Source organism: Pseudonocardia sp. ZF1 (assembly GCF_056835605.1).
The window spans coordinates 130,932-156,423 of sequence record NZ_JAJNBY010000002.1 but is presented as its reverse complement, the minus strand read 5'-3'; the positions used below and the strand labels follow the sequence as shown (position 1 = coordinate 156,423).

17 protein-coding genes and 2 pseudogenes are annotated in these 25,492 nt (G+C 69.6%); 7 read left to right on the top strand and 12 right to left on the bottom strand.

The window, feature by feature from the left end; translation table 11 throughout:
* Nucleotides 1–23 precede the first annotated feature (23 nt).
* The 3 genes from ZF1_RS27885 to ZF1_RS27875 all read right to left on the bottom strand — a co-directional run bounded on the left by ZF1_RS27885 (nt 24) and on the right by ZF1_RS27875 (nt 2,426).
* Nucleotides 24–1,028 carry a hypothetical protein gene (locus ZF1_RS27885; protein WP_337826753.1) on the bottom strand — a complete coding sequence of 335 codons (1,005 nt, stop codon included), beginning with the start codon at nt 1,026–1,028 and terminating at the stop codon, nt 24–26.
* On the bottom strand, nt 1,025–1,696 hold the full coding sequence (locus tag ZF1_RS27880; RefSeq protein ID WP_337826752.1) for a GNAT family N-acetyltransferase: 672 nt from the start codon (nt 1,694–1,696) through the stop codon (nt 1,025–1,027). Before ZF1_RS27880 ends, ZF1_RS27885 begins: the two co-directional genes overlap by 4 nt.
* A 196-nt stretch (nt 1,697–1,892) precedes the next feature.
* Nucleotides 1,893–2,426, bottom strand: a complete 534-nt coding sequence (locus ZF1_RS27875; RefSeq protein ID WP_337826751.1) for a hypothetical protein — start codon at nt 2,424–2,426, stop codon at nt 1,893–1,895.
* Between the two features lie 736 nt (nt 2,427–3,162).
* Here ZF1_RS27875 and ZF1_RS27870 point away from each other — a divergent pair.
* The 4 genes from ZF1_RS27870 (at nt 3,163) to ZF1_RS27855 (ending at nt 8,457) form a co-directional block, all read left to right on the top strand.
* Complete coding sequence (locus ZF1_RS27870) at nt 3,163–3,492, top strand: hypothetical protein (protein ID WP_482638800.1); 330 nt, start codon at nt 3,163–3,165, stop codon at nt 3,490–3,492.
* A gap of 1,221 nt (nt 3,493–4,713) precedes the next feature.
* A complete protein-coding gene (locus tag ZF1_RS27865; RefSeq protein ID WP_482638799.1) occupies nt 4,714–5,817 on the top strand; it encodes a PLP-dependent cysteine synthase family protein in 1,104 nt (367 codons plus the stop codon).
* Nucleotides 5,817–7,280 carry an MDR family MFS transporter gene (locus tag ZF1_RS27860; RefSeq protein ID WP_253066765.1) on the top strand — a complete coding sequence of 488 codons (1,464 nt, stop codon included), beginning with the start codon at nt 5,817–5,819 and terminating at the stop codon, nt 7,278–7,280. The genes ZF1_RS27865 and ZF1_RS27860 overlap by 1 nt, the downstream gene beginning before the upstream one ends.
* A gap of 67 nt (nt 7,281–7,347) precedes the next feature.
* Nucleotides 7,348–8,457, top strand: coding sequence for a VldE C-terminal domain-containing protein (locus ZF1_RS27855; RefSeq protein ID WP_179763257.1), 1,110 nt, complete (start codon nt 7,348–7,350; stop codon nt 8,455–8,457).
* 12 nt (nt 8,458–8,469) lie between these two features.
* Here ZF1_RS27855 and ZF1_RS27850 read toward each other — a convergent pair whose 3' ends face one another.
* The 4 genes from ZF1_RS27850 to ZF1_RS27835 all read right to left on the bottom strand — a co-directional run bounded on the left by ZF1_RS27850 (nt 8,470) and on the right by ZF1_RS27835 (nt 12,836).
* Nucleotides 8,470–9,399, bottom strand: coding sequence for a F510_1955 family glycosylhydrolase (locus ZF1_RS27850; RefSeq protein ID WP_281010819.1), 930 nt, complete (start codon nt 9,397–9,399; stop codon nt 8,470–8,472).
* A gap of 11 nt (nt 9,400–9,410) precedes the next feature.
* Nucleotides 9,411–11,018, bottom strand: coding sequence for an apolipoprotein N-acyltransferase (lnt, locus tag ZF1_RS27845; protein WP_482638798.1), 1,608 nt, complete (start codon nt 11,016–11,018; stop codon nt 9,411–9,413).
* Entirely contained in the window at nt 11,015–11,485 is a 471-nt protein-coding gene (locus ZF1_RS27840) for a rhodanese-like domain-containing protein (protein ID WP_179763254.1), read from the bottom strand. The genes lnt and ZF1_RS27840 overlap by 4 nt, the downstream gene beginning before the upstream one ends.
* A 766-nt stretch (nt 11,486–12,251) precedes the next feature.
* A complete protein-coding gene (locus tag ZF1_RS27835) occupies nt 12,252–12,836 on the bottom strand; it encodes a TetR/AcrR family transcriptional regulator (protein ID WP_179763291.1) in 585 nt (194 codons plus the stop codon).
* Between the two features lie 97 nt (nt 12,837–12,933).
* On the opposite strand from ZF1_RS27835, the gene ZF1_RS27830 reads away from it, so the two are divergent.
* Nucleotides 12,934–14,346 (top strand): MFS transporter, encoded by a 1,413-nt coding sequence (locus tag ZF1_RS27830; RefSeq protein ID WP_281010820.1) that lies wholly within the window; start codon nt 12,934–12,936, stop codon nt 14,344–14,346.
* Nucleotides 14,347–14,356: 10 nt separating this feature from the next.
* On the opposite strand, the gene ZF1_RS27825 is transcribed toward ZF1_RS27830, so the two are convergent.
* The 5 genes and pseudogenes from ZF1_RS27825 to ZF1_RS27805 all read right to left on the bottom strand — a co-directional run.
* Nucleotides 14,357–15,757: a sensor histidine kinase gene (locus tag ZF1_RS27825; RefSeq protein WP_482638797.1), complete on the bottom strand. Its 1,401-nt coding sequence runs from the start codon at nt 15,755–15,757 to the stop codon at nt 14,357–14,359.
* A gap of 145 nt (nt 15,758–15,902) precedes the next feature.
* Complete coding sequence (locus tag ZF1_RS27820) at nt 15,903–16,916, bottom strand: TauD/TfdA family dioxygenase (RefSeq protein ID WP_476655052.1); 1,014 nt, start codon at nt 16,914–16,916, stop codon at nt 15,903–15,905.
* Complete coding sequence (locus ZF1_RS27815) at nt 16,913–21,415, bottom strand: Pls/PosA family non-ribosomal peptide synthetase (protein ID WP_482638796.1); 4,503 nt, start codon at nt 21,413–21,415, stop codon at nt 16,913–16,915. The genes ZF1_RS27820 and ZF1_RS27815 overlap by 4 nt, the downstream gene beginning before the upstream one ends.
* A 404-nt stretch (nt 21,416–21,819) precedes the next feature.
* Nucleotides 21,820–22,684, bottom strand: a pseudogene (locus ZF1_RS27810) (IS5 family transposase); the annotation flags it as partial.
* 579 nt (nt 22,685–23,263) lie between these two features.
* Nucleotides 23,264–23,497, bottom strand: a pseudogene (locus ZF1_RS27805) (heavy metal translocating P-type ATPase); the annotation flags it as partial.
* A gap of 491 nt (nt 23,498–23,988) precedes the next feature.
* Here ZF1_RS27805 and ZF1_RS27800 point away from each other — a divergent pair.
* Entirely contained in the window at nt 23,989–24,561 is a 573-nt protein-coding gene (locus ZF1_RS27800) for a TlpA family protein disulfide reductase (protein ID WP_179763288.1), read from the top strand.
* A gap of 39 nt (nt 24,562–24,600) precedes the next feature.
* Nucleotides 24,601–25,491, top strand: coding sequence for a cytochrome c biogenesis CcdA family protein (locus ZF1_RS27795; protein ID WP_482638795.1), 891 nt, complete (start codon nt 24,601–24,603; stop codon nt 25,489–25,491).
* Nucleotide 25,492 lies beyond the last annotated feature (1 nt).

Below are 25,492 nucleotides of genomic sequence, written 5' to 3'. Positions count from 1 at the left end.
ACCTGTCCGCGCGACGGAAGCCCTCACCGGGTCACCGCCCGGGCAGCCGGCTTGCCCGGAGTGATCCCGACGTGCACGTGGTCGCGGTGGACCGCGTCGGTGAAGAACCCGGTCCCGTCGACACGGATCGGCCCGCCGACCTCGGTCGCCCCGGCCTCGCCGGCGGCCGTCATCACGGCCTCGAGGCGGCGGTCGTCGCGGAGCTCCTCGACCGGCACGCCGTCGATCGCCCTGATGTCGAACGCTCGACCGACCGCATGGTTGGACAACCGGCTGGTTGGATAGACCGTGCCCGGGTGACCGGTGGCCGCGACCTGCACGTCGATCCTGGCACGAGCTCCGAGCCGCTGCAGGACACCCAGGATCGGGTCGCCGACACGACGCTCGACGATGTCGGCCCGCACCGGCTCAGGCAGGACGAGGGCGGGGTCCCCGAGCACAGCGCGTCCGAGAGCGGTCGGCCCACCGGCGCGGGCCGGTGCGAGAGGCGGGCGAGGGGGAGCGACCGATGCCGTGACCTCCCACCGGCCCTCGAGCAGGACGAGCCGGACGTCGAGCACCAGCTGTCGCACACCGTCGTGCCCGGTGTCGCCCCAACTCTGCTCGGCGAGCACGATCACGCTCGCCGTGGTTGCGGTGAGGCCACCCTGTTGCGCGAACACGACCTGTGTCCGTGCGCGGGGGGTGGGGAGATCGACCAGTTGCGGTGCGACGGCGCCAAGGGCTGCGGGGTAGCCGGCCGCGACGACGCGATCGCTGGCGGCGGTGGGCTGGGTCTCGTCCCAGCTGCCGACCGCCTCGACGAAGGCGACGGCGGTCTCCTTCGACAGGTCCCCGCGGCTGGTGCGCGGAGTCGCCACGTCGTCGGCGGCAGGGGCGGCGGCCGGTGCAGGCGTCGGCGCCCCGGTATCGAGGCGTGGTGAGGCCGGCGCGGCGCCGGCACATCCGGCGGTGACGAGGACAAGCAGCACGAGCGCCGCGGCCGGGAGCAGCCGGTCGTGCGTCGTGCTCCGTGCAGCGGAAGTCACGCACGATCCGTCGTGGCTAGACAACGCCCGAAGTGCGCGACCGGCACGCCGTCGCGGGTCTGACTCCGGTAGATCCAGGTCCAGCCGGTGTGTTCGTAGAACCGCACGGCGGAGTCCGGTTCCGTCGAGGTCACCAGTTCGACCCAGGGAATCCCGAGGCTCGTGCAACGGTCGAGGTAGATCTCGATCAGCCGCCGTCCGACGCCAGTTCCGCGGGTCCCCGGATCGACGGCGACGGCGGTCAGCTCACCGGTCGGTTCCTCGCGCTCGTGTGGTTGCGCGGTGGGCGTGCCCGAGCGTCCCCGCCAGAGGCGGGCGGCGTAGGTCGTCGCTCGACAGCGCAGGAACGTGGCGAGAAGCTGCGGGCGGGCCACGAGAGCGAAGAGGCCGTGTCGGATGAGTGCTCCCCGGTGGCGCCGCAGCAATTCGCGCCGGAACGCGCGGCGATCCGTGGTACCGACCAGGAACCCGACGACCGTTTCGGCGCTGGCGTCGTCGCTGCGCTTGATCGCAACGAGGCCGATGGCGTGGGGGCTGTCGAGGAAGGCGGCCTGCCAGCGCGCGACGAAACCCGTGCCGAGGCGCGGGAAGAAGCCGATCGGCAGGTGTGCGACATGCAGGCCGGCCATTGCGGACAGGTCGTAGGTCGTCGCGGTACGGACGAACACACGCGGACGGCGTCCGGCGGGCCGGGGAGGGCCGTTCGGTGCGGTGGGAACGGGAAGTGTCGCTGCGGATGCGCGATGCCGACACGTCGAGATGACGCCCATGACAGAACTCCAGGCGGGAAGCTCCGGAACACCGGAGACGGGGGTGATCGGGCCATGGGCCGCCCGAACACCCGTGCGAGATGTCTCGGCGAGGTCAGGCGGCGAGCGCCGACACCGGGGGGCCTCGTCGGGCGACGTCGCGGACGATCGACCACTGGGGCACGGGCAGTGCCGGTTCGTAGCCGACCAGGCGCGGCGAGCGGACCGGCCGCTTGGGCGTCGAGGCGATGCGCCGGATCAGCGCGACCAGCAAGGGACGTAGGGCAGCAACGAGGCTGCCGAGCTGCTGAACCTGGGTGACGGCGACGACGATCAGTGCCCCCAGGACGACGTGCACGACCGAAAGCGACATCTCCCCGGAGTGGTCCGTGATCGGCGGGACCAGCTTGGTCGAGGCGTGCAACGCCGGCTGCGCCACGACAGCGCCGTTGACCATGGCCAGCAGTCCCTCGTACCGACGTGCGGTGACCAGGCGCGCGAGCGCGACCGATGCCGCGACCACGCCGACCGTCGCAGCGTGCACGGGGTGTTCACCGGCCGCGAGGTCCATCCCGATCGCGAGGACGGCGGTCGCGAGGGCGGCCACGAGCAGCGCCCGCGGCGAGGAAGGACGTGCGTCGGCCAGCACGACACTCCTTCCCTCAACCGGACCGAGTGGCATCACTCGGACGTTTTCACGGTAGCGCAGGGCAGCAATTGATCCGGCGCAGGCACAGATCGGCGATCGACTGTGCCGCTGGACGTACGACCTACCTCTTGTGGACGCGACCCTCTTGTGGACGCGACCTGGCGATCCTGTGTCAGTCAAATGGGTGGCTATGGGTGGGTGGCTATGGCTTCTTCGTTCGGCACACGTAGCGTGCCGCCATCCGCTCATAGTGTGACGGTCCGCAACCAACTGATCACTACAACATCAAGTAGGACGATGAACTAACGAATTGAGCCCGACGCGCAGGCCTGGTTCCAGGAGCTGCAGATCGACGACAAGGTCCAGGCCACCACCGCCTCGGTCGAAACGGGGAACGGGACGGTCGTTCCATGCTGACTGAGGCCGCCGACTCGTGCGCTGTGTCGGGCCGGCGGGGCGCGGTCTTCAGACGGGGACGGGGCACCGCGCCGTACCGGACGACTTCACGCCGAGCCACTGGCGAGCTCAATCGGCGGGCGCGGCCGCCTGCACGATCGTGCGGAGAACGGGGTGCACGCGTCGACCTCACACGTCGCGACGCCGCCGTGGTCGGCCACGATGTGCTCGACCAGCACGGGGTGGTCATTCATGCCGCCGAGAACCCGGTGACGGGTCACTGGTCGCGGCTTTCCCACCGGCCCGGCCAGCGACATCGCCGCGTGACACCGCCGACTGCGTGCGGCTCGCCGTCGAGAACCCCGCCGAGCGCGGCGAGTTCCGGGTGTTCAACCAGCTCACCGAGTCGTTCTCGGTCGGCGAGCTGGCCAAACTCGTCGCCGATACACACACCTGCACCGAGATCACGCACCTGGACAACCCACGGGTGGAAGCCGACCAGCACCACTACCACGTCGTCTCCACCGGCCTCGCCGAGCTGGGCCTGCGCCCGCACCTGCTCGCCGACACCCTGATCACCTCGATGTTCGAGCTGGTCGAGCGGCATGCCGGCCGGGTGAACCGCGCCGCGCTGCTGCCGGCCACGCAGTGGCGCCTGCCCGGACGATGACGTCGGGGCGACAGTGGCCCGGGCCACTGAACACGCCGGTGGGGCTATCGGCGGTGCACGCACCCGTCGCCGGACCCGCCGTGATCGGGTCCGCCACCGCTTCTCACGGACGCCACTGCAGCGACGAGAAATGAACGACGGGCGGTACCCATCCTGGAGCGGACGTCCCGCGTTGAGCACTCGCGGTCGAGGCGGTTGCCGTGCTCGTAGTCGCATCGGCCCGCCCGTGCTGCGGCGCGGTGGCGGTGGCGGCCGCCCCCAGTGGGCCGCGGATGTCGCCAGACCAGGCCATCCAGCGGGTGCAGCGTGCACCATCAGGACGAAGCGATAGCTATCGGCAGGTATACGCTAAGTGACGATCTTTCGTCGAAACGGGTACCGCATTCACCAATGGGGGGTCTTCGTCATGAAGCGGCGGGGGTCAGCCATCCACCGTGGTCGTCGACCTGCTGGCGCCTACGCCTCAGACGCCGCACTCTCTAACCGCTCTGACCTGCAGTGTTGGTTGAGACATCGATGGTCGTGTCCATAGCCGCGCCCCGATAGGACGTCGTGCACGAGTTGTGTGATGACGCACCAACGCTGGGATGCGCGGACGAGCCTGCCGATGACGCTGGTACGGTTCGGCTACTGTGAGCAACCTCGTCGGCGTGCTGGGGACACGGGTGCCAAGATCCGGTGCCCGCCGCGCCGTGGTACTCCTCGCCCTGTCGATGGTCATGCTGATCTGTGGGCTACACCTGCTCTTGCCGGTCCACGGCCCTGAGCTCGTCGCCGGTGAATCCTCGACGCAGCTGACAGGGTCGCAGGCGTCCGCAGGCGTCGCGGCTGACCAGTCGGCCGACCACCGAGACCAGATCGGTGCCGAGCGCCCCGCCGCTCCGCATTCGCATCCTGATGCTCCTGTGTGCCATCAGGACGGAGCCCACGACGAGTCGACTCTCACTGCTCGCGCTGACCGTCCCGTCCCACCGGACGTCTGCGCCGGAGCGGGCGTCGAGATCCGCGTAGCGGCCGCGATGCGGGCACCGCCGCGGATACACCGCGCAGTCAAGACCACGCCCGCTCGAGCAGAGGGTGGGCGTCACCACTTAGTCCTGGCACAGATCTCGCGGACGTAGAGGCCTCGGCGACCACGGACCAGATCCCGGTCGTCGTTCTCGCGCCCCTACATCGCTCCCTGGCGGTGCGGCACATGCCCGCGCCCGAATGAGGTCTGTCATGTCCACTCCTTTCACGACTCTTCCCGCCGATGCCCCCGGCGTCGCTGCGCGACGTTGCTTCCAGCTGACCGACGTCGTCGGCTCCACACCGACGGTGTGGATCGACGCACCCTTCAGCGCTGCCGGACGGGGGTTCTGGGCCAAGCTGGAAGGCACCAACCCCGGCGGGATCAAGGACCGCCCTGCCCTGCATATGGTCGAGCAGGCCCGTCAACGCGGTGATCTCGAGCCGGGCGGGCGGATCGTCGAGTCCACCAGCGGCACCCTCGGTCTCGGCCTCGCCCTGGCCGGAATCGCGTTCGGGCACCCCGTCACGCTGGTGTCCGACCCGGGCATGGAACCGCTGATGTATCGGCTCCTGCGTGCCTACGGTGCCGAGGTGGTGACCGTGCAGAGCCCGGCGGCGTGCGGTGGGTGGCAGCAGGCCCGCCGCGACCGCGTCGCCGAGGTGCTCGACCAGCATCCCGGCTCGTGGTGCCCTGACCAGTACAACAATCCCGACAACGTGAGCGCTTACGCGCCGCTCGCCGACGAACTGCACGCTCAGCTCGGAAACATCGATGTGCTCGTCTGCTCGGTCGGCACCGGAGGCCACTCGGCAGGTATCTCCCGCGCGCTCCACCAGCACCTGCCCGACCTGGAGGTCGTCGGGGTCGACACGGTCGGGTCGACGATCTTCGGTCAGCCCGCACGACCGCGCCTGATGCGGGGGCTCGGCTCGAGCATCCATCCCCGCAACGTCGACCACAGCATCTTTAGCGAGGTGCACTGGGTCGGCGCGGACGAGGCAGTCTCGGCGTGCCGTGCGATGGCCAGCGCCAGCTACTCCAGCGGAGGCTGGAGCGTCGGCGCCGTCGGCATGGTGGCCGGTTGGCTGGCCCGGACCCGGCCGGAGGGCACCCGGATCGCTGCGGTCTTCCCCGACGGCCCGCAGCGCTACTTCGACACCGTCTACAACGACGAGTTCTGCGCGGCGAAGGGGATCACCGTCGGTGCCCCTCCGCTGCACGACCCGGACGAGATCGACCGGCCCGACGCGGTCGAGGTCCACCGCTGGACCCGCTGTGCCACCGTGCTCCGGCCTGCAGGACGCGAGAGCTGATGCGGGTACTCGACAGATACCGGTCGTTCGACCGGCCGGTCCAGCTGCTGCTGCTCAACCAGCTGACCATCAACCTCGGCTTCTACATGCTCATCCCGTACCTGGCCGACCACCTGTCCCAGGGGCTCGGGCTCTCGGTGCTGATGGTCGGCTTGATCCTCGGGGTACGGAACTTCTCCCAGCAGGGCATGTTCCTGGTCGGGGGCAGCCTGGCCGACCGGTTCGGCTACAAGCCGATGATCGTGGCCGGCTGCGCCTTGCGCACCGGCGGATTCGTGCTGATCGGCCTGGTCGACAACGTCCCGGCCCTGGTCGTGGCCTCGGCCGCGACCGGATTCGCCGGGGCGCTGTTCAACCCGGCCGTGCGCGCCTACATCGCCCATGACACCGGTGAGCGGCGCGTCGAGGCGTTCGCGCTGTTCAGCATCTTCTACCAGGCGGGCATCCTGATCGGCCCGATCGTCGGACTGGCACTGACCGGCATCGGCTTCGCCGTCACCTGCCTGGTCGCCGCCGCCGTGTTCGCCGTGCTCACGGTGCTGCAGATCCGGGCCCTGCCGGCCCGCCGCGGTGACGGCGGCGGCGACGCCGATCGGCGCCCGGTCCTCGCGCAGTGGCGCGACGTCGCCACGACCCGGGGCTTCCTGCCCTTCTCGGTCGCGATGATCGGCACCTACGTCTTGTCGTATCAGGTGTATCTGGCGCTGCCGTTGCACGCCCGGACCCTGGCCGGCGACGGGAACCTGGGCACGGCGTTGGTGACGGCGTTGTATGTCGTGTCCGGCGGGGTCACCATCGCGGCCCAGATGAAGGTCACCGCCTGGTGTCGTGCGCGGTGGGGGCCGGCGGGCTCGCTGAGCCGGGGCCTGGTCGTGCTCGGCGTGGCCTTCGTGCCGCTGCTCGCCGCCGACGGGTTGCTGGTCGCGCTGCCCGACGTCAGCGCGATGATCGCGACGGTGCTGGGTGTGGCGGCGTTGCTGTCGACCGCGGCGCTGCTCGCGATCGGGACCGCCGTGGTGCTGCCGTTCGAGATGGACACCATCGTCGGGCTCGCTCGCAACCGGCTCGTCGCGACCCACTACGGCTTCTACAACACCGTGTGCGGGGTCGGGATCCTGCTCGGCAACGCGGGGACGGGCTGGGCGATCGACCTGGCCCGCTCGCTCGGCGCCCCCTACGCGCCGTGGTTGGTGTTACTGGTCATCGGGCTGCTGTGCGGGTTCGCCCTCGCGGTGCTGTATCGGCGCGGACTGCTCACCGCACCCGCCGAGGACACCCGAGTAGCGCAGAGCGAACCGGATGGCGACCCCCCGACCACCCAACTGTGGGCGGTCGGCCAGCACGACGACAGCCCGACCCGCCCGCTACCGGCCATCGGTGCTGCCCAGCAGCAGCCGGCTCCCACGCCGGTGGAGACGACGCGGCCGCTGGCCGACCTGCCTGGGGCCGCCCGACGATGGTGACCCCCGCACGAGCGGACAAGCCCAGCCGTCCGCGACGACCACCGAGCGGCGCGTCCGTCATGGGGCGGTGAACGGCGTCGGACACGCCGCCGTGGCGTTGCGGCGGCTGGGTGTTCGGCTGCTCGCCGTCGGTGTCGTCGTGGGGGTCCTCGCCGCGGGGCTGGTGTTGGTCCGGATCGCGATGGGGCACTTCCTCACCCCGGTAGCGATCAGGCCGGGGTGCCTGCCCCCGGCAGCGGCCGTGCCCATCTCCGCGACCGGCCCCAGCGGACTCGGCGCCGAGCAACTGGCCAACGCCGCAACCATCGTCGCGGTGGGCCGGGACCGCGCGGTCCCGGAGCGGGCTGTGTGGATCGCCGTGGCCACCGCGCTGCAGGAGTCCGGCCTGCGCAACCTCGACTACGGCGACCGTGACTCGCTCGGGCTGTTCCAGCAACGCCCGTCGATGGGCTGGGGCTCGGCCGAGCAGGTCACCGATCCCCGGTACTCGGCCGCGATCTTCTACGACCGCCTGCTGCAGATCCCCGGATGGGCCGACATGGAGCTGTGGGAGGCCGCCCAGGCGGTCCAACGCTCGGCGTTCCCGACCGCCTACGCCAAATGGGAGGACACCGCCGCGAACGTGCTCACCGAGGTCGGTGACGGGGCGGCGCGAACCACCGGGGCACGCACGACCGCGGACGGCGGCAGCTGCGCCGACCCCTCGAGTGCGGTGATCGGCGACGACCCGCGGCCGCGCCCAGCCGGCTGCACCGAGGACGACCCCACCACCCGGGGCTGTGTGACCCCCACGACGCGGTTCGCACTGGAGCAGGTGCGGACCGCCTTCGGCGCGCTCAGCGAGACCACGTATCTGACCTCGACACGCTGCTTCGCCGACCGCCCGGCGAACCCGACCAGCGATCACCCCCTCGGGAAGGGGTGCGACCTGTTCCCCGGACCCGCCGGCAGCTTCGCCTCCGGCCGCGACGTCGACGACGGCTGGGTGATCGCCGAGTGGTTCCGGCGCAACGCCGTCGCCCTCGACGTCTCCTACGTCATCTGGCAGGGCCAGATCTGGCTACGGCCCCAGGCAGGTCCCGGTCGGTGGAGCAACTACACCGGGGGCGGGGTGTACGACCCCGCCGACCCGGTGGGCGGGCACTACGATCACATTCACGTGTCGTTCCGCCGCTAGCCGACCCACTGCTCAGGCGATGCGCGCCAGCGTGGCGCCGCCGTCGGTCGACCGGTGGATGCCGTCGTTGGTCACGATCGTCAACCGGCCCCCGGGCTCGGCGGTGATGGCCTGCGGCGGGCTCTCGGTACCGGCACGCCGCTGCCAGGTCGCGCCCCGGTCGGTGCTGGCGTGCACCGTTCCGTCCGGCCCGATCCCGTACACCGCGCCGTCGCCCGCCCACGACACGAAAGCCAACAGCGGGCTACCGGTGACGCTGCGGAAGGTGGAGCCACCGTCCTGGCTGGCGGCCACCCCGTTCTCGGTCGTGGCCAGTACCCGGGTCCCGTCGGAGGGGTCCACGGCGATGTCGAGGGCATCCAGCGCGGCGCGCTCCTGCCAGGTGCGACCGCCGTCGCTGCTGACCATCAGCAGGCCGCGGGTGGCGTCGAGCCCGACAACCGAGGTGCCGGCGGCGTCGAGAGAGTGGAAGTCGACCTGGCCCTGCAGGCTCACGGGCTCCCACGTCGTGCCCGCATCAGTGCTGCGGACGAGCCCGACCGGGTTCGGGGTGCCGGCGTCGTCGGGGGCGGGGTGTCCGCTGGCGAGGAAGGTGCGGGGCCCGGCGACGGTGAACCCCATCAGGTCCGGCCCCGCGGTCTCCGGTGGGTCCTGGCGAGGAACCAGTGTCCCGTCGGGGGCGAGGGCGAACAGCCCGTAGTGGCCGGCAACGACCACGCTGCCGCCCGCAGGGTCGACGCCCACTCCGTGTACGTGTCCGACCGGGGCGAAAAGATCTGCGGTGGTGGTGTTGGCGGCGGTGTCCGAGGTGTCGGACGCACTCCCTGCGCCACAGCCGGCCAGCACGAGGACGGTGCCGGCGGCAAGGAAGGCGTGGGCCCGGCGCGGTCGGACTCTGCGCTGGGGGAGACCTGTGCGGTGTGCGGGCGATCTGTTGACCATGGGACGGAGGATTACCTTTCTGCGGGGCGCGGGGATCCGACGATGCGTCCGCGACGTCGGGCTGCGGGGAGCCAAGCGACGGCGACGGCGGCGGCCGCAAGGATGATGTAGGGGCCGTCGCCGAGACGGGTGTACGGGGTGAGGCCGGTGCGCAACGTGACGGGCTCGCGCAGCAGCGCCGGATCACCGAGGGGCGACAGTGCGCGGACTGTCCCGTCGGGGTCGACAACGGCCGAGTAGCCAGTGGGTGCGGCTTGGATGACGCTGCGTGCGCTTTCCAGCGCGCGCAGGCGTGCCGCGGCGACTTCGATCGAGGGGACGTCGTCGGTGACATACGACGAGGCATTGGTCGGGACCAGGACGAGTTCGCCACCGGCACGGACCGCTTCCCGCACCCGGTCGGCGAACAGCACCTCGTAGGAGATGACGACTCCGAGCCTGCGGCCGGCGACGTCGAGAGCCGCCGTGCCGTCGCCCACGATGGCGTCGCGGGGGACCAGCGCCGTCAGATCGGTGATCTTCTCCAGCAAGGCCCGACCGGGGATGTACTCGCCGAACGGCACGCGATGTTCCTTCTCGTAGCGCCCGGTCTGCTGGCCGCGGGCGTCCCACAGCAGCGCGGCATTGCGGAACCCGCTGCCCTGCGTCTCGGTCACACCGGCGATGACCGGGGCGGCGAGCCGTCGAGCCAGTTCGGCGACGGCTCGGTCGTTCGGTCCGCCGGTCACCGGCCCGCGGGAGGTGATCACGTTCTCCGGGAACAACACGAGGTCGGGAGATGCGGTGATGTCGCGGGCAACAGCCAGGTGCCGGTCGGTGGTGTCCTGCGGATCGGTGAAGACCGCCCGCAGTCCCCGCGGGCCCCCGCCCTGCACGATCGCGGTGTCCAGCCGGCCTGTGGCGGTGGTCGTGGCGGCGGCGACGGCGGCCCCGACCGGTGGGATGGCGACACTTCCGGCGAGGGTCGCGGCGAGAACGACGACCCGCTGTCGACCGGTGGCCGTGATTGTGGCCGCGAGCCCGGCCCCTGCAGCGGCGGCGAGCCCGGTGACCAGTAGTGACCCACCCACGGGGGCCGCATCGGCAAAGGGGCCGTCGAGCTGGCTGAGCACCAGCGCGGGGAGCGGGAATCCGCTGAAGGGGAACGCAGTCTGAGCGGCGTCGAGCAACATCAGCAACGCCGGCACCGCCCACCATCCGTGCCATGGGCGTCCCGGCGTCGATCCCGGCACGGCGCAGGCCACCGCGACGAGCAACGCCGTCTCGACAACCGTGACGGCCAGATAGCCGGCCACGGCGAAGTCGGACAACCAGTACAGCGACGAACTGAACCACACCAGACCGGTCGCCGCGCCGATGCCGGCGCGCTGGCGAAGCGTGCGACCTCGAAGCGCCAGAACCCACATCGCGACACCGAGTGGTACCAGTGGCCACCAGCCTCGGGGTGGAGCTGCTGCCGCGAAGGCGGCGCCTGCCGCGACCGCCAAGACGAAGCTTGCCCGGAGACCGAGCCGGCCCCGCCCGTGCCGTGACGTCGTTTCTGTGCCTGATGCCCTCTCGTGTCCTGACGCCGGAGAGTGCGGCGCAGGCTGTCGTGGAAACCGTTCTCGGTTCGTCACGAGCCGGCTGCCAGGAGTGGGTGGCCTGCGTCCTGCCAGGCTTGCATCCCGCCGGCCAGGTCGGTGAGATTGCGGTAGCCGAGCTTGGCCAGTGTCGTCGCAGCGGCCGCGCTCATCGTTCCGGTCCGGCAGTACACGGCCAGCGCAGCGGCTCGATCTGCCGGCAGCTCCGCGACCCGCTCGCCGATCTGGTCGAACGGGATCGAGGCGTCGGTGCCGGCGATGGAGCCGTCGTCGGGCGTGTGCACGTTGACGACCACGACGCCGTCTCTGTCCACCAGTTCGGCGAACTGCGCGGCATCGACGAGCCGCACCGGGGACGCCGCAGCGCCGGTGGAGACGGTGGCAGCGCTCGGTGCTGCGGCCTCACGGGCTGTCGGGGTGCTGGCGCAGGCGGCAAGCAGGACCAGCGCGGCGAGAGCGATCGTTGCGGGACGCACGAGGCCGAGGCCGGGTCGACAGGTCATCGCGGTGCTGGCTCCAGTGGGCGCGTCGGCTCGGTCGAGGGAAACGAGACCCTCTTGTGGTCCTATGTATCGTAGGAGATGCCGTGATGGCGATGCCGCGCACTGCACCCCCTCCGCGGTAGCGCACATCGGCACCGCCCGGTGCGGCGGGCGGACCGGTGGGCATCGGCCCACTGGTCCGTTCCCGCTGGCCCGCGCTGTCTCACCGGTTGCGGACGTGGTCGCACGGCGAACCGTGCCGTACGAGGCACCAGTGGCACCCGCTGCGCTGCTGGCGCGGTTCGACGCGCTCGCGGCGTCGTTGCCACCGGGGGAGACGAGGCAACCCGGCTTGTTCACTGGTACGTCGCGTTGGAGCAGGTGGCGGCGCTTGCGATCTCACTCGGCAGCCAGACGTGCAGGTGGAAGGGGGCCAGGGTCTGATCGTCCACCCCTCGACGGCGTCGAGATCGACGAGCTGACCGTCGCCGTCGAGCATCGAAGTTCTGTCCGTCGATCGTGAAGGCCATCCCCATCGGGCCAGAACCCGTTGTTCCCATTCTCTGGTGCCCAACACACGACAACGCCTGCCTGCTCCGGGACCACCCTTCGATGAGGCAGGACAGCGGGCGGCGTCTCTCTCAACGAAGCGGCCCCACACCTGGGCTCGATGCTCTTCCAGTCACGGCGAGGGTCTCGTCGCGGACGGGGTCGATACCGATGATCCGGTGGCCGGCCGTCCGACCTCGCTTGCCCACGCGACACACGATGACCCAGTCAGTCGCGATCACCCCTCGACGTGCCCCGGCGCGAAGGCCCGGAGCACAGTCGTCACAATCAGCTCAGCAGCATCGGAAGGGTGGATGTTCGCCCTTCCGACCTCGTCGGCAGCACCGTGGATGAGCCGATGCAGAACCGCGACCATCCAGGAGATGGGGAGGTCATCGCTGAACACACCGTCAGCTTGTCCTCGTTCGAGCACGCGTACAGGACGCTCGGCCAACCTCTCATGGAGCTGGTGGATCCGCTCTGAGGCCAGTTCCTTCTCTGCGGCGGCGACAAGACTGAGGGAGCGACCGGTGTGCTCCCAACTGGCGCGGATGTAGCGCGCCAGTGCTTCCCGCGGTGGACCTTGCAGATCGACCGACTTCAGGGCGACATCCACCTGCTCGAGTACGTGCACGACAGCGGCATCGACGAGTTCCGCCCGCGAAGGGAAGTGCCCGTAGACGGTCACCCGGCCGACCCCGGCCTCCTTCGCGACGTCGGCCACGCTCGCCTCCGGGCGTCGCCCTAGGCAGTCCGCCGCTGCCTCGACGATCGCATCGATGTTGCGGCGAGCGTCCGCTCGCCGGGGTCCACCCGAGGCCATCTGCTCTGAGCCAGCTCCCATGAGCTCGAACATACCTGTTCGACTTAGAACGGCAATTAGGTAACTCTGACAGCACTGTACGAGTTAAGGAGTTGCCATGCCCGACTCGACCGGCACGCCGCCGGATTCCAGAGTGGTCGCACACACCGGACGCTGGCGGACGCTGGCGTTGCTCGGCGTTGCTCAGTTCATGCTGATCGTCGATGTCACCGTCGTGGCGATCGCGCTACCCCACATGGGTGCCGACCTGGGCCTGTCCCGCGACGCGCTGACATGGGTGACGAGCGCCTACACGCTTACGTTCGGCGGTCTGATGGTGCTCGGAGGACGCGTTGCGGACCTCATCGGACCACGCCGGCTCGTCCTCGCCGGTCTTGCGGTGTTCACGATCGCGTCGCTGACCGCCGGTATCGCCGATGGGTCGGCGATGTTGATTGTCAGTCGGATCGCGCAGGGCGTCGGCGCAGCCATGCTTTCGCCGGCGGCGCTGTCGTCGGTCGTGCGACTGTTCGACGGCGAGGAGCGGAACAAGGCCCTCGGTATCTGGTCTGCCATGGGCGGCGCCGGCGGCGCGGTCGGAGTGCTGCTCGGCGGAGTCCTGACCGGCGGGCCGGGATGGCCGTGGATCTTCTTTGTGAACATCCCCGTCGGCGCGGTGATCCTCGTCCTTCTGATCCGCATGCTCCCGGCGTTGCCCGGGGTCCCGGTGCAGGAGCGCCAGGGAGTCGACGTTCTGGGTGCCGTGCTGATCACCGGTGGGACCGGCCTGGTCATCTACGCTCTGATCGGGGCCGGTGATCGGGGCTGGCTCGCCCCCGTCACGGTCGGCCTCGTCGTCGCGGGCGCAGCACTGTATGCGGCCTTCGTCGTCTGGCAACGACGGGTTCGATCCCCGCTCATGGATGTCGAGCTGATGACCCGCCGCTCGGTGGGGTCGGGGACCTTCGTGATCCTGATGGCCACGGCCCTCATGGTCGCCATCTTCTTCCTCGGCTCCTTCTACCTGCAGGACGCGATGGGCCACAGCGCGCTCACGACCGGCCTCCTGTTCCTGCCGGTCGCCGGTGCGACGATGCTCGGCGCCAACCTCGCAGGATGGGTCATGGCGCGCGTCGGCGGCCGGGCACTGGCGCTCGGCGGGTTACTTCTCGCCGCACTCGGGCTGGCCGTCCCCGCGCTGTGGGCGGGGACGCTCAGCATGGTGCTCGGGCTGAGCGCAGCCGCTGCGGGGATCGGCTCGCTGTTCCTCGTCGCCTCGGCGACGGCACTGGGGCAGGTCGAGCCGGAGAAGTCGGGCGTCGCGTCCGGCATCGTCAGCACCTTTCACGAGTTCGGAGCGTCTATCGGCACCGCCGTGGTCTCGAGCATCGCGGCAGCAAGTCTCATGACCGGCTCGGGCGAGGGGTTCGGCAGAGCCTTCGGCGTAGCGGCCGTGATCGCACTGGGCGCCGGCGTCGTCGCGACATGCTGGATCCCGGCACGCGTTCGCACGAGCAGGACGACCGATTGAGGCGGCCGGATCAACCCTGGTGCCGCGACGGCACCGCGGGCTCCGTGGCTGGCTCGCCCCGGCCGGAATCAGGATGATGCTGAGGTTCCGCCGCTTCCCCGGGAACCTGGGGGAAGCTCAGTCGATCCACCGGCTCGTTCTCGCGGTGCGCCGGAGAGCGGGTCTTGGTCGCGACCGGGAGCAGCAGCGTCATCGTCGACGGGACGGTACCGACGGTGAGTCGTCCGCCTTCGCTTTCGGCGAGTCGACGGGCCAGCGGCAAGCCCATACCGTTCCCGACGTGTCCGTCCGTGAGAGCGGCCGTCGGGACACCGGACCCTTCGTCGCTGATCTCGACCGCGATCGCGCTCTCTCCCAGCTCGTGGACGGAGACCGACACCGCCCCTGCACCGTGGAAGTAGGCGTTGTCGAGAAGAACACCGACGATCTGGCGGACGGCGGCCGACGACGCGTCCGGCCGCGGAAGAGAATCCGGCAGCCGGATCGAGAACCTTCGGCTCTCCCGGGCGAGGCGAGAACGCCACTCCTCGTCGAACTCGGCGAGCAGCGCGGAGAGATCGGCCGGTGCTGAGGTCGTCTGACGTTCGCGTGCCAGTACCAGGAGCTCGTCGATCGTGCGCTCGAGCCGGTCGATCGAACCCAGACCGTCCGCGATCTCTGCGATCGTCATGCGCTCGGGCCGGTCGAGTGCGGACTCCAATCGGAGCCGCAGGCCTGCCAGGGGCGTGCGTAGTTGATGAGAGGCTTCCGCTGAGAACGCTCTCTCGCGCGCGACGAGGTCGTCGAGCCGCCGCGCGGTTCGGCTGAGGGCGGCGCTCGCCCGGTCGGTCTCCGCGATACCGGTCGAATCCGGGGTGATACCGAAATCCCCGTCTCCCAGCCGGTCCGCGTCGTCGACCAGGCGCTCGAGCGGACGGGACAGACGGATCGCCAGCCGTCGCGCGAGTAGCCACGCTGACACCAGCACGACAGCGGCGAGGCCCGCCATTCCCAGCCAGATGGGGACCAGGGCGCCGTAGACTTGAGACGGCGGTGTGGACGTACGAACCACACCGATGATGTCGCCCGTGTCGCTGACCGGGACCGCGACGGTCAGGTCCTCGACCGGCGGTGGACCGGTGCGGCTGCCGAGGACGTACTCGACCGGCGGGTCGCCGTGCGCGGGACCGTCACCGAGCAGCCGCGTCCCCTCGTCGTCGTAGAGGGCGATCGCGGCATCGCCGGGGCCGTCCGGCAGGCGTCTCGGCACGAGATCGTCGGTCATGTCCTCCTGCACCGTGCGAGCGGCGAACCCCGCGAGACGCTGCAGTGAGGAGCGCTCCTCCGCCACCGAAAACTCGGCCAGTCCGATGACAAGCGGTATCCCGAACAGCGCCACCGCGAAGGCCGCAGCGATGACAGCGAGTGCCACGATCCGCGACCTCATCGATCGGACCCTCCGCTGTCGGGCAGCGGCATCGCCAGGCGATAGCCGTGCCCGCGCGGTCCTGTGATGGCGGAGCCCGATAGGGCGGGAAGGCGCGAATCCTGCGCAGGACCCCGACCTGACCGTTGAATTACTCGGCTAGTGTGCACTGGTCAGCCATCGCAGCGAGCACCTCCCGCGGCCCCGTGTAGGGATCACGGCCGTGGGCAGTGCGGATGTTGTCGACGACCAGGAGGTCACCGCTCTGCCAGGGCTCGCGGACGGCGTTGGCGGAGTATGCCTGCATGATGTGGGATATGAGGTCCCAGCCGATGGGGGTGCCGTCCCCGAAGCAGGTGGTGGCCGGTAGCCCGTCGGGCCCGAGCAGGTCGCGCAACTCGTGGGCTGTTTCGGGGCCGAAGACCCACTCGCTGTAGTAGGCGATCTCGTTGAACCAGCAGCGCACTCCCGTGATCGGGTGCCGGACGACGGCCGGGCGGCGTTGCCGGGTGCGGAGCTGTCCGCCGCGGCGCCACTCGAAGTCGATGGAGTGTGCTCGGCAGTAGTCCTCGACGCCGTGTCGGTCACCGATGCCGAAGGCCTGAGACCAGGACGGACCGACGTCGCCGTTGTAGGTGCGCACCAGCATCCATCCCTCACGCTCACAACGCTTCACCAGACTCGCGGGCAAGGCTGCGAGCACGGTGGAGGAGTCGACGAGGACTGTGGCCCCGCCGAGGACGGGCGGGGACAGGCAGACGAACATCATCGAAGCGGGGAACCAGTCGCGGTACGACAGCTCGTGGTGCGGGCACATCGGGATCCCGTGTGGCCATCGCGTCGTCGAGTAGACGCGGTCGGTGTAGGGCACCCGCGGTGCGAAGGCCTCACGCTCGGCCATCAGGTCGTCGGCGAGCATCCGTACCACGTCGCCGGCCAGGATCGGGTCATACAGGCCCAGACCGCGGACCAGCACTGCGCCGTGGTCGACCACGGCCGCACGGAGCGCTCGCCTCGTTTCGAATGCCCACTGCAACGGGTCGTCCGGGTCGACCTGCAGGAGAGCAGGCGTGCCGGGGCGGCATTCGACCTGGAGCTCCACGTTCTGGGGAGGCCGGGACGAGAAGGACATGTCGACTCCCCATGGTGCGCGGTCGGCGCTCATGCCGACGTCGGAATGGATCTGGTGGGCAGCTCGCGGGCCGGGTTGGCGCCCCAGGTCTCGCCCGCGGGGACTTCCTCGCCCTTCATGAGGAACGAATCGGCCTCGATCACGGCGTCATCGCCGATGGTGATGCCGTAGTGCACGAAGGCGCCGATCCCGAGCGTGACCCGCGACCCGATGACGGTGTAGTCGGACTTGAACGCACCGTCTTCCTGCGAGTGGTTCTGGACGATGCTGCGCTCATTGAGCGTGCAGTCGTCACCGAACCTGATGAATGGTCGCTCGACGAACGCGGCGCCGTCGTCGAACAGGCGCGCGCCGACCCGCATGCCGAGCATGCGCAACAGCAGCCCCTTGAACGGGGTGCCGTTGAACAACAGCAGGTAGCTCGGAGCGGGTACCTTCCAGAACCGTTCGTGCCCCCAGAAGATCGGCTCGTAGATCGAGCACCCCTTCGGCGCCCGCAGGAGCAGTCGCCGCACCGACCGGTCGACCGCGGTGAACCACCCGACGGTGAGCACGGTGATCAGCACCTGCGCGACCAGGATTTCGGCAGCGCCGAGCGTGACCTCCCAGATCGCGATCCCGGGGACCAGCAGTGCGATCCCGAAGAAGTAGAGCCAGCGCACGATCAGGTGCAGCGCGATCGTGACGGCGTTGTGCCGATTCTTGCCACGGAGCGCGCGCCGCAGTCCCTGCTCGCCGAGCTCGAGTTGTGCGTCCCGGGCGACCGTGCGCGGAATCTCGAAGCTCGGAGAACCGAGCAGGCCGACGTCCTCTCGGACCGGGCCGTCGACGGGGATCATGACCTTGGTGCCGAGCAGGCAGTTGTTCCCGACCCTGCCCTGCGACGGGTAGACGATCCGGTTGCCGAAGAAGCTGTTCGTACCGATCGTGGTCTGCGACAGGCGGAAGGAGGTGTGCGAGTACTCCGCGTTGACGATCGAGAGGTCGTCGGCGACGACGGTGCCGGTGCCGATCCTGGTCAGATAGGGCGACTCGTGCTTGATCAGCATCCCGAAGTTGTTGCCGGTCTGCACCAGTGGCCGGAGCTTGTAGCCCACGGCCCGGAGGTAGTGCGGGATCGCGGAGCTGTCCCCGAGCAGCATCGTGAACGTGACGCTGTTGGTCAGCAACGCAACGGTCTGGTGCAGGAAGTAGTGCACTCCGTAGAGCGGGTAGACACGGTCCGGCCGCACCGCGCGAGCCAGCAGGCGTGGAACGGTGATCATCACCAGGAACGCCACGAGCAGGACGCCGAAGAACAGCACGAAGCTCAGAGCGAGGATCTCGAGGTAGAAGTACCAGTGGACGAACGCCTCCGGCCCGGGGAACAGCAGCGCCGTCAGCTGCGGAACCTCGCGCAGCAGTAGCGCGATGCCGCCGAGGGCGAGCGGGAGGGCCAGGCCCAGGATGATGGTCAACTGCACCAGCGAATAGACGATCTTGCGGGTCAGCCCGGACCTGGCGGGCGGGACGGTGCAGTAGTTCACGCCGGCCGGGCGGGCCGGTGATCCGTGCCAACGCTCGCCGGCGGGGACCAGCTGACCGCTCAGCAATGCGGAGGTGTGTCCGAGCTGGCCGCCGTCGTCGATGCGTGAGCCGAGCTCGAGGACCGTGGCTTCGCCGACGAACGCATCGGCGCCCAGGGTGACCGACCCGATCTCGATCAGACCATCGCGGGCGCGGTAGCCAGAGAACATCGCGTCCTTGCGGATCACCGTGCGGTCACCGATGGACAGCAGGTCGGTGCACACCGGCATGGATTGGGCGAACAGTGCCACGTCGCGGCCGATCCGGGCGCCGAGCGAGCGGAGATACAGCGCGTAGAGCGGTGAGCCGCGGAACAGAACCAGCGGGTTCATGCGCACCAGCGTCTTGACGATCCAGAATCGGACGTAGCCCAGGCTCCAGATTCGGATCGAGCGGGGCTTCCACCGACCGATCAGTACCCACTTGACCACGATCGGGAACAGGCACAGGAACGCGAAGCTCGCTGCGCCGACGACGACCGCCCGCGTGTAGAGATCGAGCAGGGTCGGCGACACGACAAACCACTCGTAACCCAGGAACAACACCAACGCCATGAGATAGGACCAGCCCACGGCGAACGCGACCTGGAGCGCGCCGCACAGGACATATCCCGCGGTGCCGACCCGGCGGACCGAGGCCCACCGGTCGAGCACGACGGCCGGCTCCTCCGGCGGAGTCGACGCGGTGAGATCACCTCGTGCGGCCGGGGCGAGCGAGGCGGCCAGGCCGACGAGCGTCGGAGTGGCGTAGACGTTCTCCATCGACAGCGTCGGCAGCCGGGGGTCCTTGCGGACGCGGGCGCAGAACTTCGCCATCATCAGGGAGTCGGCGCCCAGGTCGTCGAAGAAGTTCGCCTCGTCCGGCACCTCCCGTTCCACCACCGCGGCGAGGACCTCGCCGAGCTGCACCGCCAGTTCCTGCGCCGCTTGTGCGGTCCCGTCGGCGGCGGGGGCCACGGCCGCCGCCAGGTCGGTCAGGGTCGGATGGCTGTAGACGTCCTGTATCGACAGCGTCGGCAACTCGGGGTCCTTGCGGACGCGGGCGCAGAACTTGGCCATGTCCAACGAGTCCGCGCCGAGCTCGAAGAAGTTCGCCTGCGGAGGAACCTCGTCACGGTCGAGTACCTCCGCCAGGATCTCGGCCAACTGTTCCTCCACCACGACCGGCGACGGCGGCGCCGGTGCCTCAGCCGGTGCGAGAGCGGTGGCCGGTAGTGCGAGAGCGGTGGCGAGGCGTCGCAGTGTCGGGTGCTCGTAGATGTACTGGATCGACACCGACGGTAGGTCCGGGTGTGTGCGTACCCGGGCGCAGAACTTTGTCATCAGCAACGAGTCGGCCCCCAGGTCGTCGAAGAAGTTCGCGTCGACGGGGACCCGTTCGCGGTCCAGCACCCCGGCAAGCACCTCGCCCAGAAGCGCCTCAGCGCCGGTGGGGGCGGTGCCGGCACCCGGTGCGGGGACGGGGGGCATCGGTGCGGCGTGTTCTACCGCCATTGACTGCGTCGTGGGTGCCTCCGGGGCGAGGGCCTCCAGGTTCGGGGGTGCCGGCTCGAAGCGACGGCCACGTGCGGATGGCCCTTCCTCGAGTCGGGCTCGGTACTCGATACGACCGTCGGCGGTGATGCGGCCCAGGTCGCCGGTGCGAAAGATCCGCTGCGACGGATTGCCGGGCACATCCAGCGAGTCGGCAACGAACGCTGCCTGTGCCAGGTCGTCACGGTTGACGTAGCCGCGGGCCAGCCCGACCCCGGCGATCCCGATCTCACCGATCGCACCGCGCGGTAGCGCCGAGCGCGGATCCTCGACGTCCAGCACGACAACGCTGTAGGTCGGCAACGGAACGCCGAGCGAAGGGGGCCGGCCCGGCTCCAGCTCGGTCCAGGTGGTGGTCACGGTTGCTTCGGGCGGACCGTAGGTGCCGATCAGCCGACGTCCGGGACGGCGCCAGCGCCTGATCACCTCCGGTGGGCACGACGCGCTCGACAGCACCAGCCGCAGAGCGAGCAGACGCTCGTCGAGTGCAGCCAGTGTCGCGGCGTCGCTGCGCAGCACCGTCACACATCGCTCACCGAGGAAGCGCCACAACGGCTCTCCCTGCAGGTTCGACCCGGCCGGCGGAGCGACCACCGTGGCTCCGGCGACCCACGGCACCCAGGTTTCCTCCACCACCAGGTCCGACGCCGGTGACTGCCCCTGGAACACCCGGTCACCGGGCACGATGCCATACACCTCGGCTGCCACACGCACGAAGTTGCATACGCTGCTGTGGTCGATCGCCACTCCGTGCGGACGTCCGTCGGTGTCGAAGCTGTAGACGATGTAGGCGACCGGCCCGCCCGGCACGCCGCGTTCAACGTCGAGCAAGCGTCGTGAACTCTGTTCGGCGATGAAGCGCCCGGCGAGGTCGAGCTCGACCACGGTCGTCGCCGTCCGCGCATCGAGTTCAGGGATCCCGGCCGCGACTGTCGAGGTCGTGAGCACCAACTGCGCGCCTGCATCAGCGATGATGGCGACCACGTGGTCGCCATCGAGTCGCACGTCCAGTGGAACGTAGGCGGCACCGACCTTGGCCACGGCGAGCATCGCGACACAGAAATCAGCTGAGCCGCCGAGTAGCAGCGCGACTCTGTCCCCCCGGCCGATGTGGTGCAGTCGCAGGTAGCGGGCCAAGCGGTTTGCCTCGTCGTCCAGCTCCAGATACGAGAGGACACCCTCCGGGGCATCCACGGCCGAGCGGTCGGCGCAACCGAATCGGACCAACCACTCGCACTGCGCCTCAAACAGAGCCTCAAGTCGCTCGGTCGGGTGCGCACGCCTGCCCTGTGGCTCGTCCTGGTCGATCAGGATCCGTCCGGGTTCAGGGCTGCCCGCTTCCAGCCCGGTGGATCCCGACGTGCCGGGACCGCTGCGCAAGCCCGTCCGAACATCATCGTCGGGTGTCCGAATGAGTTGGTCCCAGCGGGTCATTGCGTTTCTCCGGTGCTGTCCCGCGGCACCGCGCCATCAGATTGAGCGACCGGACGTCGGATGCACGGCCCGATCCGTACGCTTTGCACGCCGCTGGGCATTCCGATCCTCGTGTCCGATTCCACTACGATTCTCGGGCGGCCGGTGATCGGATCGGTGGCTCTCACTCGCTGCCGCAAGATCCCTCCGCTCGGACCGGCGAGCCTGGAAGAGCCGAAACGATCTATGACCGGAGCAGCGCAACCGCTACCTCCAACCACCTGCGCCGGGTCCGCCGTGCCGATTCCCCGCGCCTCGATGAACGAGCACACTGCGTTAGCACCGCTCGCGCGTCCTCGCGAGTCGCATCGATGACGGCCCGGCCGGCCACTAAGAGCGTGTTTGAGAAGATCAAGTCGCGGGTGTGAAGACGTACTTCTGTTGGCGGGCGGCCGGCTTGCCGCGGGCGATGCGGCGGGTGATGGTGTTGATCGCGGCCCAGCGGATCATGGCCTCGGAGACGGCGGGGTGGCGTTCGTAGTCGCGGGCCAGACGGCGGTGTGCGGTCAGCCAGGCCAGTGTCCGCTCGACCACCCAGCGGCGCGGGAGGACGGCGAACCCGCGCTGCTCAGGCGGTTTGCGCACGACCTCGACGCTGGTGCGCAGGATCGTGTTCGCCCACTCCAGCAGGCGTCCAGCGAACCCGGCGTCGGCGTAGACGAACCGCACCCTGGTGCGCAGGTACAGGTCGAGCAGGATCGACTTCGCCCCGTCGCGGTCCTGCACCGACGCCGAGCACACCACAGTGGTCAACAGCAGGCCCAGGGTGTCGGTCACGATGAACCGCTTCCGGCCGTTGATCTTCTTCCCTGCGTCGAAGCCGCGCGAGTCCTGCCCGACGGTGTCGGCACCCTTCACCGACTGCGAGTCGATGATCCCCGCGCTCGGTTCCGGGTCCCGCCCCTCGTCGGCACGTAGCTGACGGCGCACGACCGGGAGGATCTTCTCGGTGACCTTCTGCTGTTCCCACCGGTTGAAATACCAGTAGACGGTCTGCCAGGGCGGGAAGTCCGCTGGTAGAGCCCGCCAAGCGCACCCCGCCCGCACGACGTAGAGGATCGCGTCGACCACGTCCCGGCGCGGGTGCTTCTCCGGACGCCCACCCGCCCCGGCCTCGGGCAACAGCGGTTCGATCAACGCCCACTGCTCATCGCTGGTGTCCGAGGGATACCGCCGCTGACGCCGAGCCACCCGTCCACGATGGACCAGAGCGCGGCCCGCGCGGCGCAGACACGCCGACCCTTCTCAAACACGGTCTAAGGCGCGTGCGGTACCCCGCAAGGGTCGCCAGCGGCTGGGTGATCTCCGGTTGTCTCCCTGTGCGCACGACGAGAACTCCCCCAACAGGCCGGTGGCGTTTCCGTGCAGCTTCACGAAAAGTGGCGCCGGACTTGCTCGCGCTTCCCGCTGCATCGCGAAGGTCACCATTCTACTGTTGGCCGAGCAAGAGGAAGGTAAAATGATCGCCTGGAAAAGCAAGAGGAGGGTTAACGAAAGGCGATCACATTCGGCCAATTGGTCCTGTCTCGTCCAGGCGTGCCCGGCAGACTGCTCGGCGGAGGCGGCAGATGGCTGTCCGACGTGCCGTCCGACGGACACGCCGCTGCGGCCTCGTCGCCACCCGAGGCCCCGTCTCTTCCGATCGCCGACCCGCGTCGTGGGGTGGGGCTGACTGTCGTGTTGCCGACACACCGCCATAGTGCGAGCTGCGTCGACCGGCTTGGTCCCGGGAGCCGCATCCTGGGCAGGTGCGATGCGCGCGAGGTGGTGCAGCCACTCGGCTGCACCACCTCGTCGTGATGGACCCGATTAGTCCGCGTGTCCTCGGAAGCGGCGCAGTCGCAGGCTGTTGCCGACGACGAAGACGGAGCCGGACGCCATGGCCGCGCCGGCGATCATCGGGTTGAGCAGGCCGACCGCGGCCAGCGGGATGGCGGCCGTGTTGTAGGCGAAGGCCCAGAACAGGTTGGTCTTGATCGTGGTCAGGGTCCTGCGGGAGAGCCGGACCGCGTCGGCGGTGGCGCGGAGGTCGCCGCGGGCCAGGTGTCCGAGGGATACCGCTGCCTCCGGCGAGCCGTCCGCCTACCGTGGACCAGGCCGACCTCCGGCCCTCACGCAAACATTCCGACGCTTCTCAACCACGCTGTCCAGCATCAGGACTGCTGGGTGCAGAGTTCGAAATAGCCGCAAGTGCCTGACCGGCTTCGGTGCCGGCGAACAGCCCACCTGGTCCCCTGTGTCGACGTCGAGGAATGGGGCGCGTGGATCGGTAGGTCGAGTCGGCGTCGCTGGGAGGTCGAGTCGGCGTCGTTGGGCGCGAGCGTCTGCGGCCCTCGGCAGACCTGGGTCGTCGCAGACCCGGGTCCCGATCCCCGGCGTGTTGACCGATGAGCTAGCTTCTACGGAGCGTAGGAGTTCGGACTGCGGAGGGGAAGGAGGCCGGGGTGGCGGCGTACCGCAGGTTTTCCCACCAGCGCGGTGTTGTGAGCGCGCACAGGCGCCAGGTGCGCCCCGCTCTTGCAGCGATTGCGGTCATGGTGGTTCTGCTGTCGACCGGTTGTGGAGTTGGCCGGGACGCGGCCGGGTCGGGGCCGGGACAGGAGTTTCAGTTCGTGGCACCCGGCGGACAGACGCGGATCGCCTACGACCCGCCAGAGAGCCGTCAGCGGATCACCGACCTACGCGGCGAGAGCCTGATGAACCCGGGGACCGAAGTCGGTATCGGGGACTTCCCCGGCAAGGTCCGCGTGATCAATATTTGGGGTTCGTGGTGTGGCCCGTGCCGGGTGGAGGCGCCCGAGCTGCAGGCGGTGCAGGACGCCACGCGTGGCGATGCCGTTGTGCTCGGCATCGATGTTCGCGACGACCGGCAGGCTGCGCTGGACTTCAAAACCGACCGTGGGCTGACCTACGACTCGATCTATGACTTCTCGGGCCGCAGCCTGGCACGGCTCGACGGGTATCCGCGCAACGTGGTGCCCTCGACGATCGTGCTGGACCGCGAGGCTCGGGTGGCGGCGGTGTTCCTGACCCCGGTGTCGAGCTCGGACTTGCTGCCGCTGATCGCCAAGCTGACCGACGAAGCGGGGACAGGCCGTGAACGCTGAATCTCGACCGCTCCCGCGCACTTGTGGAGCGCGTGACTGATGGGTGCGACCACAACTCTCGCGATGTCGGGGCCGTTGGTACTCGCGGTCCTGGTCTCGGTGGCGGCGGGGCTGGTGAGCTTCGCGTCGCCGTGCGTCGTGCCGCTGGTTCCCGGCTATCTCGCCTATCTGGCCGGGTTGGTGGGCGCGCAATCACCGCCGGTGACCTCGGCCGAGGCTCGTGCCCGCGCAGCCGCCCGGCGCACAGGTACCGACGCCGATACCGTACTGGCGCTCGCCGACCCGGGCGCTCCCCGCGCCGCTGCCGGCGACCCGCCCTGGCCGGCGGCGGAGGACACGGCGGGCTCGCCTAGAACACGACCGGTCGACGGCCGCTGGCGTGTTGTCGGCGCGGTCGCACTGTTCATCGCGGGCTTCACCACCGTGTTCACCATCGTCATGGTCGGTGTGGTCTGGCTGTCCGATGTACTGATCGACAACGAGGCCGTGCTGCAGCGCATCGGCGGTGTCGTGATGATCGTGATGGGGCTGGCGTTCGCCGGGCTGATCCCGGCGCTGCAGCGCGAGTACCGCGCGCACTGGGCGCCACGGGCCGGGCTGGCCGGTGCGCCGCTGCTCGGTGCGGTGTTCGGACTCGGCTGGGTGCCCTGCATCGGCCCGACCCTGGCCGGGGTCGTTGCCGTCGCCGCCGGGACCGGGGGCGGCTCGTTGCGCGGGATCGTCCTGATCCTCGCCTACTGTGCCGGGCTGGGGATCCCGTTCGTGCTCATCGCGCTCGGTGCCACCCGCGCCGTTGGCGCGCTGGGTTGGCTGCGCCGGCACACCCGAGCGGTCCAGGTCGCCGGGGGTGTGCTGCTGGTGTCCGGGTTGTGGGCACAGTGGCTGGTGAAGCTGCAGGTCTCGATCGCCGGGTTCACCCCGCCCATCTAGA